This is a genomic window from Vibrio sp. V12_P9A6T4, from assembly GCF_963874835.1.
Classification (GTDB): Bacteria; Pseudomonadota; Gammaproteobacteria; order Enterobacterales; family Vibrionaceae; genus Vibrio; species Vibrio anguillarum.
In genome coordinates this window covers 1-20,379 of sequence record NZ_CAWNJO010000050.1, presented here as the reverse complement: position 1 = coordinate 20,379, position 20,379 = coordinate 1, and the positions used below count along the sequence as shown (strand labels likewise).

Here is a 20,379-nt window from a genome sequence, read left to right as displayed (position 1 = left end):
GACATTGTCTGGCCTTATTTATATTGCTGGCCTTTCTCTCATAAAACGTGCAAATCTTGGTTTTCCTTCTGCAGTGAGATCATTAAAACGAAAAGTAATAATGGATCCGATCTTTGGCGGATTATTTCTGATCTCATCAGAAAAACCGCTGCCGATATAGAACTCAACACCGTTTTCTAAGCGCACTAGCACTGATCCCATCATACCTTGGTACTTGCCAGACCCCAGTTTATAACCAATGACCGTAGCTTCAGCATCTTGGTGTTTTTTAAGCTTAAGTAAATCGTTACTGCGGCCAGCTTGGTAATCGGCATTAATTTTTCGCAGCATCACCCCTTCACCCTGCCCATCACTTACGTTGTCTAAATACCCAAGCAGCTCTTTTTCTGAGTGAATTGGTGAATGTTCAATATAGGTAATATGCGGAGCATTCATGAGTGAGGATAAGTGGATGAGATGGCGGTATCGCTTTTGGTAGTCACCGATCGCTTCGGGCATATCAAACAGCATAAAGCGGATGCTTTGCCACGCTTCATCGGTTGGTATGGTATCCAATACCGTTTGTTGAACGTGATGAAACTGACCTCGTCCAGCCCAGAGCTCTCCTTCTAATGCTTTATTAGGTAATGGTGCAGTAAACCAAGCAGGCGCATTGATCTTATTACCATTGCGCGTATGAAGATATTGTCCATTCCAGACGGCGCGAATTCCATCCAGTTTTTCACTTTTCCAGTACTCAGCAACATCAATGCCATGTTGGTAACTATTGGCTGCTGTGACCGGAATAAACATCTGAGAGTTTTCCGTTGCAGTGACAGGAACTGTGTTCAATAAAGCGATGGAGAGTAGCGATAGTTTCAGTTGCATGCCATCAGGCTCGATCAATCAAAATGTGGTACATACTTAGCACGTGCCACTCATATGAAAACCATAAACAAGATAAATTGCGATGAAATTCATACTCAATCATCTCTAAAAAACAACTTATTACATAGACAGTTACGACATGTAGATAGTGTTTTATCAGCCTTTTAAACCTAAGCGTTTTTAGGCTGCACGTGTGTATTCAAGCCACTCCAAATGATTTTGCCCTGCTTTTAAGCCCATGTCATAGCCTATGTTGAGCAAAGGTAACTTCATCGTCAATCTCTTAACGGGAAACCCTTCAGGTGGCGCGATTACTCGAATGATGGCATCAGAAGGTGGATTGCGAATAAATTCAAGTGATTGGTTGTAATGTTTCGCACGAAATAGCATTGATTTAGCCATATTTGGATGGCGTGAAAAGAGTTTCTTCATCATCCACTTACTTTTAGGAGGCGACATGATATAGCTAAGTGGATGTGATAAAACAACCGTAATATCTCGTGCTCCACGGCGATACGCTTCTTTAACAGGGATCGAGTCAGCAACCCCTCCATCAGTGTAGCAACCACCATGGAAACAAGGCGTGTGCTTATAAACTATCGGTAGCGCGGATGTGGCCTCAATGGCCGTGCTCAAGTTTTCTTGAGTCACTCGATAATAATCGGCTTTACCCGTTTCGATATTGGTGGCAACGGCAAAGAAAGGGACTGAGTTAAACAGTTTGTCTTCATCAATCGGATAACGTCGGTTGGACTCATCGATTAGCCAACGCACATCGACGAGATTTCCCCCCTTAATAAAGCGAATTGGGTTAAAAAAAAGACGGTCGGTGGCAAGCTGAGTTACAACGTGATAACTGCGTCTCGGTTGCTTCGCAAGGTAGCCGATTAAGTTTGAAGCTCCAGCTGAAACACCTAATACAAAATCAAATGGGTTATGCTGATGTTGTAAAAAACTATCCAAGACTCCACTGGCAAAAATGCCGCGCATCGCACCACCTTCAACCACTAACGCTTTCATCATGATTCTCTCTCTGTACTTCATCGTTAAACGTTATGGTACGGAAAAAATCAGAAAGACAATAATAGGTTCTCTTTATCACTAAGATAGGCAAAACCGAACCAATGTCAGTCTTGATAATGACGATTCAAAAATCGTAAAAGGTCAGACGCCTCATCATCGGGCAGATGAGGCGCTATGATCAGATATTAGCCGTTTGCGCTTGCTGAACTTTTTGTAAACGAGAAAGGAATTTGATCCATCCTTTGGCATGGCTTGATGGGTTTAGGTTTTCAGCTTGCTTGGCTTGGTATAGAGCATTATCGAGTTGATTGAGTTTGTACAGCGCATGAACTCGCGCTAACGCGACATCGGCTTTTTTCTCGCGCGTGGTGACTTTATCCAACGCCTGTAACGCTTCTTTAAATTGCCCTTGCTGGTTGTACAGCAGCGCCACTTGCCAATAGTATTGCTCATCCTGTTCAGCTGCTTTTGTCCATGTTCTGATCGCGGATTGCCATTCTTTGGCTTGCTGCCAGTAAGTGGCTTGCTCTTTCAGTAAAGTTAAGTCTTGATCAGCATCAGATAATGTTTGCAGAACTTGCGCCGCACGTTCTGGAATGCCATTTTGCGCATACAACTGCGCGAGCAAGTGTTTATCCTTATCGGTTAATTCCACACCTTGTAATTTGGCTAACGCTAGACTGTTTAATGCTTGACGACGCTGATCTAAACGCAGATGTAAACCGACCAACTGTCGCCACCAACTGGCTTGGTCAGGCTCCAGCATGATCAGTTTTTCTAAAGTTGGAATGGCCGCCTTCCATTGTTCTAGCTGAAGCTGCGCACCTAATTTAAGTGACAGTGGGTTTTTAGTATTAAGTGGTGTCACGGTTTGGTATTTATCCAACGCATGCAGCACTTTTTTCCATTGTGCAATTTGGTAGTGGGTTTGTGCGATACGCAACCACAGATCGTCTACTTTCTGTGAAGGAGGAACGGATTTCAATAATTGGTAGTAGTGCGGTAACGCCTTTTCAAATTGTTGTTCATTGACATACAGATCAGCCAACATACGTTCGGTGGTCCATGCCTGCTCATCTTGCAGCTCTCCACTCTCTACAGCGTACTTGATCTGTTTGACTGCCGCTTTGGGCTGACCACTTTGCCAATAAAACACACCAAGCATCCGGGCAACAAATGCTTTATCGTAAAGACGTGACGTTTCAACACTGCTCAGTACCTCAATGGCTTGAGTGAGGTTCTCTTCTAATGCAAATTGCTGTGCTTTTTGCACTTTCAGGACTGTTGTCGCACTTAATTCGCTCGCATTTAAAGAGAGCGAGCCGATAACAAGTGATAAGCCAATCAATATACGTTTCATCATTTGGCAATTTTAAACTCCACAGTCACGGTTTGTCCCGGCTGCTCAATGGCTTTACCGTCGACAATCTGAGGTTGATACTTCCATTTTTTCAGCGCTTGCATCGCTTCACGCTCAAACATACGTTTAGGATTGGCATCGACGACATTGATGTCGACGGCTTTTCCTGTTGTATCAATGGTAAAGCTTAATGTAACGAAACCTTCTACACCTCGCTTTAGAGCTCGGCTTGGATAAACAGGCTCGACACGATATAACGGCATTGCTTGCTGGTTTGAGCCAAAATCACCAAAGGTTGGTGCGCTAATCGCTACCCCATTAAGCGCTGTATCCAAACCCAAAGCTGGTAAACTAGTGAGTGATGTAGCGGCCGTAGCGGTAGTTTGTGACTGTGTCACTTGTGCTTGCGGTGGCGGCTCAGGCAACTTTAAAGGTTCCGGAACGCTACGTTGGCGACGCTGTAAATCGTGTTCTTGTTCCATCATCACCATGTTAAATCGCAGTGCTTGAGTTGGTTTTACAGCGCGTTGATTACCGTTATCCACCATCCACGCCATAAAACTGAACAACGCCAGCGAAATCGCTCCTGCAATTGGCAAAGCAAGCAGTAAACGTCCCATTAACGTTTCTCCGCCGCCAATGCGATATTTTTCACTCCGGCTCCTTTGGCCGCATCCATCACTTTAACAACCGTACCGTTATAAGCATGTTCATCAGCTTGAATCACTAACGCCGCATCTGGTTGTTCGAGCAGCAGATGTTCTAGGGTGGCCTCTACACGTTCAACATCAATCAAGCGTTTGTCGATGTAAATATCATTGGATGCATTGATAGCGACAAAAATACCCGCATCTTTCTGGCTCACCGCGTGAGAAGCTTGAGGACGGTTAACCTCAACACCTGATTCACGAACAAATGAGCTGGTGACAATGAAAAAAATCAGCATGATAAAGACGATGTCGAGCATCGATGTTAAGTCTATCTGCGCCTCATCATTTCTTGGCTGGCGTCTGCCTAATCTCATCGCAAACTCCTTAACGATTTTTCTAATTTTAATTCAAGTAGATGACACTTTTTTGCAAGACGAGCATGCACAAACATGCCCGCAAGGGCCGCGACCATTCCGGCCATTGTCGGTAATGTGGCCAATGAAATGCCAGATGCCATCAATTTAGGATCGCTACTGCCTTGATTTGCCATCACATCAAACACAGAGATCATTCCGGTGACTGTGCCGAGCAGCCCTAACATTGGGCAAAGTGTGACGAGCAGTTTTATCATGTTAAGGTTGTGGCGCAGCATCTGCTGTGCTTCACCAAGCCAACCCTCGCGAATGGCATGGGCATACCATGAATGGTGTTCCGCGCGTTGATGCCATTGCTCTAACCACCCTTTTCGATATTTAGGAAAGCTCAATACCACAAACAGTACGCGTTCGATGATCAACAACCAATAAAGCGCCACCACCCCAGCTAGCCACCATAAGACGATACCCCCTTGCTGCATAAACTGCTGCAAGGTTGTTAGCCAGTCATTGCTGAGCAGTGCGCTTGGCAATACGCTGTTCATTACGCCGCATTCCTCATTGAAGCTTGGCATTCTTGCTCTGCTTGCGCAGCAACGAGGCCAATCCCCTGTTTTTCTAAAATAGAGCGAATATTTTCGGCTTGAGAGCTTAAGATATTATGAGCTAATAATAGTGGAATCGCAGAGACTAAACCCAGAACGGTAGTCACCAAGGCCATTGAAATGCCGCCCGCCATTACTTTTGGATCACCGTTACCAAATTGTGTGATCACTTGGAAGGTTTCAATCATGCCGGTCACCGTACCCAATAGCCCAAGCATCGGCGCAATCGCAGCTAATAACTTCAGCATCGATAAGCCTTTTTCCAAATGCGCTTGTTCATCGACCACCGCTTCCAGCAAGCGCAGCTCCAACGCTTCTACGCTGCGATTTTGCTCTTTGTTATAGACGCTGAGTACACGCCCCAATGGGTTATTACCAATTTTCTGTACATCTTTAAGCTGCGCTTTGATCTTGTGGTGAGTCATCACCAATGCGAAGCCGCGATAGAAAGCAATGATTAAACCAATACCAAGCAGTACCAAAATGATGTTACCGACCGCACCACCCATTTGTAGCCGTTCGGCTAACGTTGGCGTAAGGGCTAGCTGTTCAAGCATGATGCCACGCGAAGGATCGACCACTAAGCTTTCGATTTCTCCCGTATTTAGGCCAGAGAAAATAGGCCCATTGTCCGGTTGTTTCAAATAAGCGGTGGCGGCTTGTTTATCCCCGTTCCATTTGACATAACCTTGCTCTGTCACCAAACCAAAGGTTCCAATACGATAAGCGGCCACATTTTTCGTGACACCGTCACCATTGATAAATGCGATCTGAACGCGGCTTAGCTCACCACTGGCGATGATCTGTTCAACATAGCTGTGCCATAACCCCGTCAGCTGCGGCATCGAGGGTAAAGATTTTGCGGCGACAATTTCTTGTACCCGCGATGTATACTGATGGCGATCAACCGCAGTGATGGAAGATTCCAATTCACTGCTTAATGCTTTGGCATTTTGGCGTACCACACCAAACAGCTCTCCAAGGCTTCCTGTTTCTAAGCGAAGCTGCTCTTCTAAACGTGCTAGTCGGTTTTCATTATTACTGAATTGCGTGCTTAGCTTATCCGCTTGCGCTTGTAAATCTTGGCGCTGAGCTTCTAGCTCTGCTTTGGCGCGGCGTAGCTGCTGTTCGGTTTGTTTAAAACCCGCTTCGCGTTCGATATTGTGCTGCTGCTGCTGTTTGTTTTCCACTTTAGCGCTGCTGACTAATTCCGTAGAAGCAAAGCTGTTGAAAGCCAATAGTGTTAAACAGAGTGATGAGAGAGAGAAAACCATCTTCATTTGCTTTGCTCCTCTACTAACTCAAGTGAAACAGGTATCGTCATTAAGTTTGGTGTAATTAAATTGTTGGCCATTTTGAAAGCGGTATCTAAATCGGCATATAACCCACTATCGACATCGGTCCACTGGTGCGAGTTTTGGCTCCAGCTCCAATACTGTTTGCCATTTAAGCTACGAGCCACCAGCGATAAACGGCCAACGTATAAAATGTCAGCTTCAATGGTTTTGTTTTCATTGAGCACCACTGCGCCTTGATAAACACCCAGTTTAGTCCCGTAATCAATTTCGATTTGGTACGCTTCAAGAATACGGCGGTATTTTTCAGCATCGCTGACATCCGATCGCACCATCATCGATTCCAGCTTTTCTAAACGCTCTAAACGCGTTTCGCGCTTTAATGGTTTGTCGTTTTCGATTAGGGTACGTAGCCCGTCGATCATCTGATACATCAAAGGAACGATGCCTTGGCGAGTCAGTTTTATCTCATCAATTTGTGACGATAGACTTTGCGCTTCCTGATTCTGGTTTTCCACCAGCGATGCCAAGTGATTACGATAAATAGTGAGATTTTTCACTTCTTCTTTTAACTGATCGATATCAGCTTGCATCAGCAACGCTGATTGAGAACTGTGATTGATGTTCTGTTGGCTGGCGACTGAAGCCGAATTGGTTTTATTTTGGATGGCATTCGCGTCACTGAGTGTAGAAGCATTTACTGCGAACAAACTGGTAGTCGCCACCAAGGACAAGCTGATTTTTAAAAGATTCATAGACGTTATTCATTACCTTCAACGAAGTGTTATCACCTTGTTGATAAAAGCTCTCATTATCATCAAGGATCGCATTCTAACGATTTTTTCCGGTGCAAACAACCACAGTATGCGGCGAACACTCTTTGCTGATGAGTTTTAAAGCCACCTACCCTTTATTTACCTTTGCTGACCCCAAATTGCCAAACAGACTTCATTAAACTTTTGACTTTTATTTTGACCACTCGCCAATGTGTGATGGGCCGTATAGGTGCGGTATTTAGCAGGTGTTGGTAGGTTTTTTCGCTCAAACGCCCCTCTTTGCCGTGTGCAAGAAGCAGTGTTTCTGGGTTGAGCTTGAAGATCCGTTCAAGTGACTGGCGATATTGATTGGGATGGAAAATAGGAAAAGGGGCAATCAACTGCTTTTTCACTTCAACCATTAAATCGGCAACATACACAATGCCTTGTTGTGCATGGTAGACAGACAAATCTCTGTCGGTATGCCCTGGGGTTTCTAAGATTTGCCATTCGTTAAAATGAGGAATAGTGTCGCCATCGTTGAGCTTAATGTCAGGCTTTAAGACACGTGGATACCATAAATTCTGCCGCGGGCGGCCTAGGCGATTCGCCATCCAACGCGCAAGCGCAAGATCGGCTAAATGCATACAAAATCCGTCCAAGCCACGATACCAATCATGATCTTTATTGGCAGAGATGATTTTACAATCCGTTAATGCACGCAATTGATGAGCCGCCCCTGCGTGATCTGGATGCATGTGAGTTACCACAACGGTATGCAGATGAGAAAAAGGACGGTTCAGTTCATTCTCAATGAAGTACTGCAACGTAGGAATGTCTGCTCGACTTGCACCGTCTAGCAGTAATAATCGTTCTGGATATTCAGCCAGATACATATTCTGAATATAGCCTTTGATCGTATGTAGCTTCACCGTTATCCCTACTTGACAGATCAGACCTCCTGCCTGATGTTGGATAAGCATAGCATTAGCGAAAGTGATGTCCAAAGCGCGTCGTCTCTCATTTCCATCAATTTGAAGACAAAATAGAAGGCGCGCGCTATGCTGAGCCGGTTTTAATTGTGTAGAGATAACGCTATGAAGCCTATGATTATTGGCCACCGCGGAGTGGCCGGCCATTACCCTGAAAATACGCAAGTGAGTGTGCAAGCCGCTATTGATTTAGGCCTAAAGTGGGTTGAAGTGGATGTGCAACCGACTCAAGATCATATATTGGTTGTTTGCCATGATCACACCATTGATCGTTGCAGTAATGGCAAAGGGCGCATTGATTCTTACACGCTTGAGCAATTACAACAGTTCGATTTTGGCGCTTGGTTTGATCCTCAATTTGCCGGTGAACCCATCATGACATTAGAGACGTTGCTGACACTCGCAAAGCAGCACAGCCTTGGTTTAAACATTGAAGTCAAAGTGGATAAACACGATGTTGCTCAAGTAGCTGCTCAGCTTAAAGCACAACTGGATCAATGTGGATTACCAAATGAACAGATTGTTCTCTCCAGTTTTAGCCACGCTATCATGCGCGAGCTTTATCAGCATTGTCCGGGTTATAAATTGGCGGTGTTGAGCGAGCGATTAACGCGTAAAGATAAGCAAGTGTTAACCGAAATTGACGCCTTTGGCTGTAACCTTAACTATCAATGGATCAGTGCAAAACACATTGCCGAGTTACATCAAGCGGGTTACCAAATTTGGTGCTACACGGTGAATAATCCGAAAAAGTTCAAACATCTCAACTCGGTTGACGCCATTTTTAGTGACGATCCACAGTGCTTTTTGTAAGCCAGCAAGCGTTTAGCTGACTGGTAGAATCTCTTTATTGAGAATGATTCTTCATAATGCGCACCTCTTCCACTCTGTCATCACTCAATAATATGGATGATTTCCTAAGGTACTCTCTATGATACTTGACTCATCGTTATGGATTTGGATCCCGCTGCTTTTTGCCGTTATCTTCAGTTTTCAAAAGCAGTTACGTCCAGCATTCGCCTTGCTAGCACTGTCGTTAGTGGGCGGATGGTTCACAGACCGATTATCGTTAATGGCCCTGCTGTATGTCGCCATTGGATTATGTGGTGCTTATTACATTCCACAACTGAAAGGCCGCTGGAAATGGTTTGCTCATGGTGCGTTGCTATTATGGGCAATTGCACTGCTGCTGCATGCTATTCCTGGTTTTAATAACCCTAAAGTGCTGGATAATGTGGTGGCTGGTGCCAATAGTGCCCCCTTTCGTCTCTACTTGAACCTAGATAAACCTATGGTATTTTTTGCTTTGCTACTCGCTTGGCCGCCACTCCTTGGCAACCATCAAACCATTCGTTGGGCCGCGATCGGTAAAGTGTCGATTCCTCTTTTTGCTTTGCTTTTTTTCGCATGGGCGCTTGGCGCGATTAAGCCCGAGTTATCTTTACCGACTTGGTGGTGGCTCTTTACTCTCAATAATTTGCTTTTAACCTGTGTGGTGGAAGAAGCATTTTTCCGGGGCTATTTACAAAAAGCCGTGAGTGAAAAATTCGGTCTATGGCTCGGTATTGCGCTCGCTAGTACCCTATTTGGTCTTGCGCATTTTTCTGGCGGCGTGACTTTGGTGCTATTTGCCACATTAGCTGGCATTGGCTACGGCGCGATCTATCATCTAAGCGGGCGTTTATGGACGGCTGTACTCTTCCACTTTCTCTTTAATTTTTCCCACCTTATTTTCTTCACTTATCCAGTATGGGTACAGCGTTAAAACCTTTAAGCCAGCTGAAGTTTTCGCTGGCTTTTTTCTTTTTTTCAGTGGATGAAATACCTTATTGATAGTTTAGTGACAACCGTTATGAACAACTGAGTATAAAACGAATTGTTCTCATTATTCCTATTTTTGGCCTAGGGTTTATGGTCAACGTCATGTTGATAATAATACTCCAGGGAGGAGAGAATGAACCAGAAACAAACGTTATTGGCGATTGCGCTAGCAGGCTGTTTCAGTACCGCTTATGCAGAAGAAAAGGTGTGGATTTCGATTGGTGGTGACGCGACGCAAACGGCTCTTCGCTCTGGAGCCCAAAGCCTATTACCTGAAAACATTGTTAATCAAACATCAGTATGGGTTGGGCAAGTACCAGTAAGCGAGTTGGCGACGCTTTCACATGAAATGCACGAGAATCATCAGCGATGTGGTGGTTATATGGTGCACCCCTCTGCACAAAGTGCGATGAGTGTCAGCGCAATGCCGCTGAATCTAAACGCTTTCAGTGCACCAGAAATAACTCAGCAAACCACCGTTAATGCTTGGTTGCCATCAGTATCAGCGCAACAAATCACCAGTACCATCACCACCTTAACCCAGTTTAAAAATCGCTTTTATACTACCTCGACTGGTGCTCAAGCATCGAATTGGATTGCAGATCATTGGCGCTCACTCTCTGCGTCACTGCCCGCAAGCAAAGTGGAACAAATCACACATTCAGGCTACAACCAGAAATCGGTAATACTCACAATTACAGGCTCTGAAAAACCTGACGAATGGGTGGTGATTGGCGGGCATTTAGACTCCACCCTTGGCTCTCGAACCAACGAAAGCAGTATTGCTCCGGGTGCGGATGACGATGCATCAGGTATCGCGGGCGTGACAGAAATCATCCGTTTGTTGTCTGAGCAAAATTTTCGTCCTAAACGCAGCATCGCTTTCATGGCTTACGCTGCTGAAGAAGTGGGCCTTAGAGGTTCACAAGACTTAGCCAATCGTTTTAAAGCCGAAGGTAAAAAAGTAATGTCTGTGATGCAGTTAGACATGACTAACTACCAAGGTTCACGCGAAGATATTGTCTTCATAACCGATTACACCGACAGTAATTTTACCCAGTATTTGACACAACTATTGGATGAATATTTACCGTCATTAACCTATGGATTTGATACCTGTGGCTATGCCTGCTCTGATCATGCCTCTTGGCATGCGGTTGGTTACCCAGCTGCGATGCCTTTTGAATCCAAATTTAATGATTACAACCCTAATATTCATAGCCCGCAAGACACTCTGCAAAATTCCGACCCAACAGGATTGCATGCGGTGAAATTTACTAAACTTGGATTGGCTTATGTGGTTGAAATGGGTAATGCCTCAACACCGCCTACACCGAGTAATCAACTGAAAAATGGCGTACCTGTGAACGGTTTATCGGCCAGCAGAAATAGCAAAACCTGGTATCAATTTGAACTGCAGGAAGCGAGCAACTTGAGTATTGTATTGTCAGGGGGAAGCGGCGATGCCGATTTATACGTTAAGTATCAAACTGATGCTGATCTACAGCAATACGACTGCCGTCCTTATCGCAGTGGCAATAATGAAACGTGTCAGTTCTCCAATGCTCAACCGGGCCGCTATTCTATTTTGCTGCATGGATACAACAATTACAGCAATGCAAGTTTAGTGGCGAATGCTCAATAAACAGCGCAAAGAAAAGCCAGCCGCAAGGCTGGCTTTTCGATTAACTCTCAGCATCGGGCTGGTTTTCTGGTGCAGCGGCAATCAACGCCGGATGAGCACGAAGCTCAGCAGTGATTCGTTTGATGATCGGAAACTGCGCCATATCAAGATTAAAGCGCTCCGCGTTATACACTTGTGGTACTAAACAAACATCCACTAAGCTCAGTTGATCACCAACACAGTACTCCCCTGATACTGTCGCCAATTTCTTTTCCAAGGCATAAAACCCCGTGGCTATCCAATGCCGATACCAGTCTCCTTTTTGACTTTCATCCACGGCCAGTTCACGCGTTAAATATTGTAAAACTCGTAGATTGTTCAGTGGATGAATATCAATAGCAATGTCTTGCGCCAGTGCTTTAACCTGATATTTCTCTTTACCTGATAGCGGAACCAAACGTACTTGGGGATACTGGTCATCCAAATATTCGATGATGGTTAACGACTGAGTAATGCAATGTCCGTTATCTTCCAGTACCGGAATTAACTCACTCGGATTGAGAGCGCTAAACTCGGCTGAATGTTGCACTCCGCCCTCCTTAACTAAATGGATAGCAATCGACTGGTAATCGAGCGCCTTGAGGTGAAGTGCGATGCGTACTCGGTAAGCGGCTGAAGAGCGCCAATACCCATATAACTTGAGGCCACTCATGACCCTTTCACCACGCGTTGATCGATTAAACCAAACAGGCTGTTCCCTTTATCATCACGCATTTCTAACGTTATCCTGTCACCAAATTTCATAAATTCGGTGCTTGGTTTACCGTCCCGAATGGTTTCAATCATTCGCACTTCTGCAATGCATGAATAGCCGACTCCCCCTTCAGCAATCGCACTGCCAAAATCGGTTCCCTGTTTATTGGAAACTGTACCAGAACCAATAATAGTGCCCGCGCACAAGGGGCGCGTTTTTGCTGCGTGAGCAATTAACTGTGGAAATTCAAACGTCATGTCCACGCCAGCATTGGGGCAACCAAATGGTTTATTGTTATAGGTTGATAGCAATGGCAGGTTGAGTTTTCCGCCGTCCCAATGGCAGCCTAGTTCATCGGGTGTCACAGCGACAGGAGAGAATGCTGAAGACGGTTTGGATTGAAAAAAACCAAATCCTTTAGCAAGCTCTTGAGGGATCAAACCACGCAGCGATACATCATTTACCAACATCACCAATCGAATCGCTTGCGCCGCTTCACTTGGGGTTGCACCCATTCTGACATCATCGGTGATCACAGCCACTTCGGCTTCAAAATCAATTCCCCATGCTTCATCTTGCATTTGAATATCATCACGCGGTCCAAGAAAAGCATCCGAACCACCTTGATACATTAACGGATCACTCCAGAAGCTTTCAGGGATCTCCGCACCTCGTGCTTTTCGTACTAACTCGACATGGTTGACGTAAGCAGAACCGTCAGCCCATTGATACGCTCTAGGCAGCGGCGAATGACACAAGGTTTGATCAAACGGCATCTCTTGCAGCAATTCGCCTTCATTCAGCGCCGTATAAATTTCGCTGAGCATCGGTGCGGTTTCCTGCCAACGGTCTAAGGCTTGCTGTAAATGCTCGGCAATCTCAGGCACAGCAACGCATTTTGATAAGTCATGGCTGACCACGACCAATAAACCATCTCTTGTGCCGTTTTTTAGCGTAGCTAACTTCATGTCACTTCCTTATTCGCTCTTCCAACTGTAGACGTACTGTTGATTTTCAACCTGCTGCGCCGCCTCACTAAAGTGTAATGCATGCCGCGTATCAATCATCACAGCCACTTCATCGGTAAATTTTTTCTTATGCTCTTGCCCAGCTTGGAACGCTTTCGGATGTGGGCCATGGGTAAACCCGGCAGGATGAAAAGTGACCATGCCAGCTTCAATATTATCGCGGCTAAAGAAATCACCCGCATGGTAGAAGAGCACTTCATCGTAATCATCATTGTTATGATAAAACGGAACCTTTAAAGCGCCGGGGTCACTCTCAATCGGCCGAGGCACAAAGGTGCAGACCACAAAACCTTGGCCAACAAAGGTTGTGTGAGCAGAGGGCGGCAAATGGTAGCGATGCGACATCAACGGCCGAATGTCTCGCCAGTTGAGTTTCACCACGGAAAGATCACCGTGCCAACCTACTGCATCCAATGGGTTAAATGGATAAGTAATGACGCTGATTTTCTCATGACGTTTTAAATGAACTTGGGTGGTCTTTTCTGAATACTGCGCTTTAAACTCTGGGTTAATCGACGGGACTTGCAAAACCGCAGGATCGAATATGGCGTGGTTCCCTACTAGCCCTTTTTCTGGCAAAGCATACGCCGCATCCGTATTCTCTATCATTAGAATGAACATCGGCTCACTTGGCTCAAGCCGCCAATTGGTTGAGCGCGGGATCAACACATAATCTCCTTGTGAAACGCTCAAATGCCCGTAATCGCAATAAAAATCAGCGCTTCCTTGATGAATAAAAAGTAACTCATCCCCATCGGCGTTACGCACTAAATGATCCATCGCTTGAGCCAGCCTCCATACTCGGACTTTACATTGTGCATTATGCAATAGATGCGGCACGCTCCACGGTGAACTTTGTTTGGCTTGCTCGATCAAATTAAAATTAAAGGCTCTCGGCCTTAACTCACCTTGCCATTCACTCCACCCTGTCGGTGCATGTTGGTGATGGAAATGGGCCGCAGGGCCAAAAAAGCCACTGCGTCCTGCTTCTCTTTCATAGATGGCCTCTTGCGGGAAGTCGGCATGAGCTTGGTTTGAACATACCCCTTCTCGATGAGGAAATGTGATCCATTTATGCATCGCTGAGTACTCCTCGTCGAATTTGATCTTCTTCAATCGACTCAAATAACGCTTTGAAATTACCTTCCCCGAACCCTTCATTGCCTTTGCGTTGAATGATCTCAAAAAAGACTGGGCCAATGACGGTTTGAGTAAATATTTGCAGCAAAATTCCATCTTTCATCGGTGCACCATCAATCAGGATCCGCAGCGCTTTTAACTGATCAACATCTTCTTGATGCCCTTCAACTCGATCACTGACTTTTTCGTAGTAAGTATCCGGTGTTGGCATGAAATCCATCCCTCGTTCGCGCAGAGTACGTACCGTCTGGTAGATATCATCAGTGGATAAAGCGATGTGTTGGATCCCCTCACCATTGTATTCACGAATAAACTCTTCTATTTGTGATTTATCGTCAGACGATTCATTAATTGGGATGCGAATTTTGCCGCAAGGCGCTGTCATTGCACGGCTAACTAGCCCCGTTAGCTTCCCTTCAATATCAAAATAGCGAATTTCACGGAAGTTACCGATCCGCTCATAAAAGCCAGACCAAACGTCCATGTGGCCTTGTTTGACGTTATGCGTTAAGTGGTCAATTTCGAACAAGCCAACATTGGCGTGAGTCATTCGTTGTTTGGCATCGGCATAGAACTTGAAATCCACATCATAAATGCTCTGGCTACCATAACGATCGACAAAATAAAGCAAGCTATCGCCAATTCCATAAATCGCGGGAATACTCAGTTCCATCGGGCCAATTTGTGTTTTGTATTCTCGCCCGCCATTTGCCTGCACATGCAGCATGGCGACAGATGCATCATGAACGCGAAACGCCATCCCACACACTGAAGGTCCATGCACTTTGGCAAACGCTGCAGCTTGGCTATGGGGTTGAGAGTTAACGATAAAATTGATATCCCCTTGACGATATAGCCACGCCTCTTTTGAGCGGTGCTTGGCTATCTCAGCAAAGCCAAGAGAAGTAAACAGCTCTTTTAACTGCGCGATTCCAGCGGGATCAGCCGCGGTGTACTCCACAAATTCAAAACCGTCTGTTCCCAATGGGTTAAATGTTGAGGTCATCTCGCGCTCCTTTTTTGTTAACGCTTGTGTTGAGTATTGCGAACATGGCGTAATTTTCAGCAAAAATGAACCCTATAACGAAAAACGGTTTAGCGGAGAACAAATAGTGTCAATGTAATTAAAATGTTACACAAATCTATTAATGAGCAGTAGGATAGTAAATTAGCGAATTTCACAGAGATGATTTGTTTTTATTTGACTGAATACTAAGCACTTTTCCTTAATTGGCCACGTTAATCACAAGTCAATCATAACCAGTTGCTCAGTAAAGCGAACAGCACGGCGTAACATTTTAGCTACATTTATTAAAAACCGACACTGCCTCAGGCGAAAAACACACAATCGACGAGGTGTTAGGCGCACATGATTTTTATATGCCGAGCTACACGGACAAAACATTAGCCCAACACAGGTGAATCATTAAGTTAAAAACAATAGTCATTGGCTTATATGTAAGCGAAAAATTCGGTTGTTTTGTCGTGCTTCTTTGATTTATCGCAGAACATCGCGTCATCCACACGCGATATGGTATGGCTTCTGTTTCCTACGAGATAACAAAATGACCATGATAAATGAACAGCGCTTGGTTGAGCACTTTCTACAACTAATTCAAATTGACAGCGAATCGGGTAACGAAAAACAGATTGCAGAAACGCTGTCTGAACAATTGGGTGAGCTTGGTTTTTCAGTCCAAAAACTGCCCGTACCTGAACATGTTTCCAATGGCTTTAACCTTTATGCTCGCCTAGCAGGACAACTCGATGACAGTGTCGTACTGAGCTGTCACATGGATACCGTCAAACCGGGGATTGGTATCACACCAGTCATTGAAAATGGCGTCATTCGCTCTAACGGTGACACCATTTTAGGCGGCGATGACAAATCGGGTATTGCGGCCATTATGGAGGCGATCCGAACGATTAAAGCGCAAAAACAACCTCATAAAACCATTGAAATTGCATTCACCGTCCATGAAGAAGGCGGGCTACAAGGCTCCAAACACTTTGATATGTCTCATATTCAATCGGCTAAGGCGATTGTACTCGACACTGGTGGTCCAATAGGAACCATCGTTAAAGCCGCCCCAGGGCAGCAAAAAATCATCGTTAATATCAAAGGCAAACCCGCACACGCAGGCCTTGCTCCTGAAGAAGGTATTAGCGCTATCGCCGTCGCAGCCGATGCGATTACCCAAATGAAATTGCTGCGTATTGATGAGGAAACCACGGCGAATATCGGCCTTGTTCATGGAGGTGGCGCAACGAATATCGTCATGCCTGATCTTAGAATTGTCGCTGAAGCCCGTTCATTGAATGATGATAAGTTGAGCCTACAAGTTGAACATATGGTGTCAACATTTCAGGCCGCGGCGCACAAGCATGGCGCGCAGGTTGAGATTGAATCTACTCGTGCTTACAACGCCTTTGTATTGGATGAAGAGCATCCGCATATCGTTGCGATCAAAAAGAGCTTTGAATCGGTTGGGATTGCACCAAAAACCAAACGTACTGGTGGAGGCAGTGATGCAAACAACTTTAACGAAAAAGGATTAGTGACCGTCAATTTGTCAACGGGCATGGCGAAAGTTCACACCACCGAAGAGTATATTGCGATCAGTGATATGGTGAAGATTGCAGAATTCCTAACAACGTATTTGACCGAATAAGCCTTACGATAAAACAGGCCTCATTTTCGCGAGGCCTGTTAAAGAAACATTGGTGGGATTTATATAAATTATAAGCCTATATTTTCCGTTAACGCTTTGATTTGTTCTAAATCCATGCGGTGAACTTGGATCATCTGATCGATTTGGCTAATTCTTGAATTCGCTTCATCTTGCTTATCACATGCGTCTGATTTTGCATCCCACGACTTACCTTCTAGGTAGACATCACAATCGGTTTTGAGCGTTTTGAGCTTCGGTACTAAACTTTCTTTCTCTTTTTGCAGCGCTTCTAACTCTTGCTTAATTTTCAATTCACGTTGGAACAGTTCGCGTGAACGTTCAAAAATCGTTGCCTGCATATCGGCTTGCCGATTTAATTTAGAATTTTTGTTCTCAACTTGCGCTAGTGCATTTTCCTGTGTATTAAGTTTCGCTTGCAGCGCTTTATTTTCTGCCATTAACGCTTGGTATTGGCTTTGCGCTTGATCCAGCTCTTGTTGATACTGCTTTTGTTGCTCTTCTAATGCTTGTTGAAGTTTATTTGCTACTTCAGCGTCGACACTGGCGACTTTTAATTGCACTTTTTCAGCTAATTGGCTTTTATCTTGGGTGAGCTGTTCATATTTTTCTTCTAGCTGATGGTATGTTTTTTGCCAGTTATTCGTGGTGATACTTGAACCGATTAAGCCACCTAATGCTAACCCCAACACCCCTGCTAACGCGATGTAGACGTAGGTGCGTTTGTCTCGTTCTTCAATCACTACGACATCGTCTTGTGCATCAATGTCCGTCTGTTTGTTCACTCTTTCGCTCCTATCTATCTCAGCGAGTTAATTCAGTAATCACAATTGAGGCAGCATAAATGACAAAAGCAGTGAGTAAAGAAACCACCACCCCTTTTTGCAACTTTTCGTTGGTACGATAACGAATAAAAATAAAAGCAATGGCGATCAATAAAATAATGGTGATGAGTCGTGTCATTAGCCTATCCTCTCACGTAGTGTATATCATTTATAACACGCGATAAGTCAGAAAAAAGTAGAACAATCGACAACAAGCGTAAAGTTTTCACCCCTCATCCTACGTTTACGTCTATAAATGGTTAACAAACCACCAAACGGCAGAAAATTGAGATCAAAAGCACAATTTTTCTTGTCTTGAAAAACGCTTTATGTAACATATCTCGCCTTGATGGTAAGCGCACTTATCATCAGTTCCGATGAAGACTGCAGGAGAGTAGCCTTAGTTTATTCAAAGTATGAGTAAACAGGCTCGCCGAAGAAGTAAATCTTTCAGGTGCTAATGCTCTCTCTTATGAGAGCTGGCGAGGACTGTAGTTGGAGGAACCTCTGGAGAGAACCGTTTAATCGGTCGCCGAAGGAGCAAACCCTATTTGGGGTGAAACTCTCAGGCAAAAGGACAGAGGAGTGGAAAGTTACAATCATAAATAGGTGTGGTTTCTTCACCACCGGCCTGCTGTGATCTTTTTGTGGGATCTTTTCAGATTACTGCCCTTTCCCTCTTCTCCTTAACTGTCGTTTTATTAAGGGGAACTAATGAACAACCTGCAATCTATTCTTGAATCTATAGACAACTTTGTCTGGGGACCACCACTTTTAATTTTATTGGTCGGTACAGGCATCTATTTTACGTTTCGTCTCGGTCTTATCCAATTTCGACATTTACCTACCGCACTTAAGATGGTGTTTAGTAAAGACAAAGACGCCGGTAAACAAGGCGATGTATCAAGCTTTGCCGCCTTATGTACCGCACTTTCCGCGACGATTGGAACCGGTAATATCGTTGGCGTAGCGACAGCGATTAAGCTCGGTGGGCCGGGCGCGCTATTTTGGATGTGGTTAGCCGCGCTGTTTGGTATGGCGACCAAATACGCTGAATGTTTACTGGCAGTAAAGTATCGTCAAGTGGATGACAAAGGCCAAATGGTTGGTGGCCCGATGTATTACCTGCAATATGGCGTGGGCTCGCGAACTTTGGCGGTTTTATTCGCCCTATTTGCCATCGGCGTCGCTTGTTTCGGCATTGGTACATTCCCACAAGTCAACGCGATTTTAGATGCTACTGAAATCTCTTTTGGTGTGTCACGCGAAATATCAGCAGTGGTTCTAACGCTGTTAGTCGCATTTGTCACGGTCGGTGGTATTCAATCAATTGCTAAAGTGGCTGGGAAAGTGGTACCTGCCATGGCCCTTTTTTACATCCTTGCGTGTTTGAGTGTGATCATCAGCAACAGCGATCAATTACTCACGGCTATCAGTTTAGTTATCACTTCTGCCTTCACTTCCACAGCCGCTACTGGTGGTTTCTTAGGAGCGAGCATCATGCTGGCGATTCAATCAGGGATTGCGCGCGGTGTATTTTCTAATGAATCTGGTCTTGGCAGCGCGCCAATGGCCGCGGCGGCAGCGAAAACTGACTCTTGCGTAAAACAAGGGTTGATTTCAATGACTGGTACTTTCTTTGACACCATCATTATTTGCACCATGACCGGGCTTGCGCTGATCTTAACTGGCGCATGGCAAAGTGATTTTTCTGGTGCCGCTATGACAACCTATGCATTTGCCGTGGGCTTAAATGCGCAAACCTTGGGCCCGATGATGGTCTCCATTGGTTTGATGTTTTTTGCTTTTACGACGATTTTAGGCTGGAACTATTACGGTGAGCGCTGCGTGGTGTTTTTGTTTGGCACCAAAGCAGTAATGCCTTATAAGCTGATTTTTATCGGTTTGGTAGCATCAGGTGCATTCTTGCACCTTGATATGATTTGGATTATTGCTGATATCGTTAACGGTTTAATGGCTATCCCTAATCTGATCGGATTAATCGCATTACGTCATATTGTGCTTGAAGAGACCAAGCTATTTTTTGAAAAACAGTCAGCGCCTTTGGCGCGTAATCCTCAAACTCAATACTGAGTAACCACATTGCAGGTAGGCATTAAATCGCCTACCTGCGGTTTGAAGCCTGTCTTTTCCGCTTTTTAATCTGTTTATCCAAACAAGAATACGATAAGTTTAAAACAGCTAAAATGATTATCGAGGTAGGAACACCGTATCCCAAGGCTAATCCTTCCAGAAACAACAAAAAACACACTAAGATAACTGCACAAATAACCAATATATTCAAATTACCCTCAACACGTGATGTCTCGTAATCCATGCAAGGTTTTATATCGTAAATTTAAAGCAGTAACTTCAAAAAAATGTCATTCTAGCTTTGTTCAGAAAACTCCTACAACTAATTGATTAAATTATCTTTTCTCAAGCATTAATTTTAGACCCAGAGCAACTAGAACCACACCTGTTGTCCCTTCCATCCATTTCATAAACGACGCATTTTTGAGTAAGTTTTTTGCAAAGCTCAATGCGCCCGCTAAACCGCACTGCCAACACATAGCG

20 protein-coding genes, 1 pseudogene and 1 riboswitch are annotated in these 20,379 nt (G+C 44.7%); of the genes and pseudogenes, 5 read left to right on the top strand and 16 right to left on the bottom strand.

What is annotated here, in order from left to right; all coding sequences use genetic code 11:
- Positions 1-18 precede the first annotated feature (18 nt).
- From AACQ42_RS08095 to AACQ42_RS08055, 9 genes are all read right to left on the bottom strand, one after another.
- Positions 19-861, bottom strand: a complete 843-nt coding sequence (locus AACQ42_RS08095) for a DNA ligase (protein ID WP_441351199.1) — start codon at positions 859-861, stop codon at positions 19-21.
- A gap of 186 nt (positions 862-1,047) precedes the next feature.
- Positions 1,048-1,911, bottom strand: a complete 864-nt coding sequence (locus tag AACQ42_RS08090; protein ID WP_017047626.1) for a patatin-like phospholipase family protein — start codon at positions 1,909-1,911, stop codon at positions 1,048-1,050.
- A gap of 157 nt (positions 1,912-2,068) precedes the next feature.
- The gene (locus AACQ42_RS08085) at positions 2,069-3,253 is read right to left on the bottom strand and encodes a tetratricopeptide repeat protein (RefSeq protein ID WP_094147899.1); all 1,185 of its coding nucleotides are present in this window, start codon (positions 3,251-3,253) and stop codon (positions 2,069-2,071) included.
- Positions 3,250-3,870: an energy transducer TonB gene (locus tag AACQ42_RS08080; RefSeq protein ID WP_013856856.1), complete on the bottom strand. Its 621-nt coding sequence runs from the start codon at positions 3,868-3,870 to the stop codon at positions 3,250-3,252. The genes AACQ42_RS08085 and AACQ42_RS08080 overlap by 4 nt, the downstream gene beginning before the upstream one ends.
- Positions 3,870-4,274 (bottom strand): ExbD/TolR family protein, encoded by a 405-nt coding sequence (locus AACQ42_RS08075; protein WP_013856855.1) that lies wholly within the window; start codon positions 4,272-4,274, stop codon positions 3,870-3,872. The genes AACQ42_RS08080 and AACQ42_RS08075 overlap by 1 nt, the downstream gene beginning before the upstream one ends.
- Positions 4,271-4,819 (bottom strand): MotA/TolQ/ExbB proton channel family protein, encoded by a 549-nt coding sequence (locus AACQ42_RS08070; protein ID WP_013856854.1) that lies wholly within the window; start codon positions 4,817-4,819, stop codon positions 4,271-4,273. Before AACQ42_RS08070 ends, AACQ42_RS08075 begins: the two co-directional genes overlap by 4 nt.
- Entirely contained in the window at positions 4,819-6,159 is a 1,341-nt protein-coding gene (locus tag AACQ42_RS08065) for a MotA/TolQ/ExbB proton channel family protein (protein ID WP_094124351.1), read from the bottom strand. The genes AACQ42_RS08070 and AACQ42_RS08065 overlap by 1 nt, the downstream gene beginning before the upstream one ends.
- Entirely contained in the window at positions 6,156-6,929 is a 774-nt protein-coding gene (locus tag AACQ42_RS08060; RefSeq protein WP_019282153.1) for a DUF3450 domain-containing protein, read from the bottom strand. The genes AACQ42_RS08065 and AACQ42_RS08060 overlap by 4 nt, the downstream gene beginning before the upstream one ends.
- A 155-nt stretch (positions 6,930-7,084) precedes the next feature.
- Positions 7,085-7,861 (bottom strand): MBL fold metallo-hydrolase, encoded by a 777-nt coding sequence (locus tag AACQ42_RS08055; RefSeq protein WP_094166326.1) that lies wholly within the window; start codon positions 7,859-7,861, stop codon positions 7,085-7,087.
- 165 nt (positions 7,862-8,026) lie between these two features.
- Between AACQ42_RS08055 and AACQ42_RS08050 the strand changes: the two genes are divergently transcribed.
- The 3 genes from AACQ42_RS08050 to AACQ42_RS08040 all read left to right on the top strand — a co-directional run bounded on the left by AACQ42_RS08050 (position 8,027) and on the right by AACQ42_RS08040 (position 11,387).
- Positions 8,027-8,734 (top strand): glycerophosphoryl diester phosphodiesterase, encoded by a 708-nt coding sequence (locus tag AACQ42_RS08050; protein ID WP_094166325.1) that lies wholly within the window; start codon positions 8,027-8,029, stop codon positions 8,732-8,734.
- 118 nt (positions 8,735-8,852) lie between these two features.
- Positions 8,853-9,686 (top strand): CPBP family intramembrane glutamic endopeptidase, encoded by an 834-nt coding sequence (locus AACQ42_RS08045; protein WP_094166324.1) that lies wholly within the window; start codon positions 8,853-8,855, stop codon positions 9,684-9,686.
- A 189-nt stretch (positions 9,687-9,875) separates the two neighbouring features.
- Positions 9,876-11,387 carry a M28 family metallopeptidase gene (locus AACQ42_RS08040; RefSeq protein ID WP_094166323.1) on the top strand — a complete coding sequence of 504 codons (1,512 nt, stop codon included), beginning with the start codon at positions 9,876-9,878 and terminating at the stop codon, positions 11,385-11,387.
- 40 nt (positions 11,388-11,427) lie between these two features.
- Here AACQ42_RS08040 and maiA read toward each other — a convergent pair whose 3' ends face one another.
- From maiA to hppD, 4 genes are read right to left on the bottom strand one after another with little or no spacing between them, the layout of a single operon-like run.
- Positions 11,428-12,078 carry a maleylacetoacetate isomerase gene (gene maiA, locus AACQ42_RS08035; RefSeq protein WP_094166322.1) on the bottom strand — a complete coding sequence of 217 codons (651 nt, stop codon included), beginning with the start codon at positions 12,076-12,078 and terminating at the stop codon, positions 11,428-11,430.
- Positions 12,075-13,088: a fumarylacetoacetate hydrolase family protein gene (locus AACQ42_RS08030; protein WP_094163529.1), complete on the bottom strand. Its 1,014-nt coding sequence runs from the start codon at positions 13,086-13,088 to the stop codon at positions 12,075-12,077. Before AACQ42_RS08030 ends, maiA begins: the two co-directional genes overlap by 4 nt.
- 9 nt (positions 13,089-13,097) lie before the next feature.
- A complete protein-coding gene (locus AACQ42_RS08025) occupies positions 13,098-14,228 on the bottom strand; it encodes a homogentisate 1,2-dioxygenase (RefSeq protein WP_094166321.1) in 1,131 nt (376 codons plus the stop codon).
- A complete protein-coding gene (gene hppD, locus AACQ42_RS08020; protein ID WP_094166320.1) occupies positions 14,221-15,294 on the bottom strand; it encodes a 4-hydroxyphenylpyruvate dioxygenase in 1,074 nt (357 codons plus the stop codon). The genes AACQ42_RS08025 and hppD overlap by 8 nt, the downstream gene beginning before the upstream one ends.
- Positions 15,295-15,853: 559 nt before the next feature.
- Between hppD and AACQ42_RS08015 the strand changes: the two genes are divergently transcribed.
- Complete coding sequence (locus tag AACQ42_RS08015) at positions 15,854-16,960, top strand: M20/M25/M40 family metallo-hydrolase (protein ID WP_094166319.1); 1,107 nt, start codon at positions 15,854-15,856, stop codon at positions 16,958-16,960.
- Positions 16,961-17,028: 68 nt separating this feature from the next.
- Here the strand turns inward: AACQ42_RS08015 and AACQ42_RS08010 are convergent, their stop codons facing one another.
- A complete protein-coding gene (locus AACQ42_RS08010; protein ID WP_017050909.1) occupies positions 17,029-17,763 on the bottom strand; it encodes a hypothetical protein in 735 nt (244 codons plus the stop codon).
- 19 nt (positions 17,764-17,782) lie between these two features.
- Positions 17,783-17,941 carry a hypothetical protein gene (locus AACQ42_RS08005; RefSeq protein ID WP_010319274.1) on the bottom strand — a complete coding sequence of 53 codons (159 nt, stop codon included), beginning with the start codon at positions 17,939-17,941 and terminating at the stop codon, positions 17,783-17,785.
- Between the two features lie 358 nt (positions 17,942-18,299).
- Positions 18,300-18,393: riboswitch (glycine riboswitch) on the top strand.
- 123 nt (positions 18,394-18,516) lie between these two features.
- On the opposite strand from AACQ42_RS08005, the gene AACQ42_RS08000 reads away from it, so the two are divergent.
- On the top strand, positions 18,517-19,896 hold the full coding sequence (locus tag AACQ42_RS08000) for an alanine/glycine:cation symporter family protein (RefSeq protein WP_017050528.1): 1,380 nt from the start codon (positions 18,517-18,519) through the stop codon (positions 19,894-19,896).
- A gap of 335 nt (positions 19,897-20,231) precedes the next feature.
- Here AACQ42_RS08000 and AACQ42_RS07995 read toward each other — a convergent pair.
- Positions 20,232-20,379, bottom strand: a pseudogene (locus tag AACQ42_RS07995) (LysE family translocator); the annotation flags it as partial.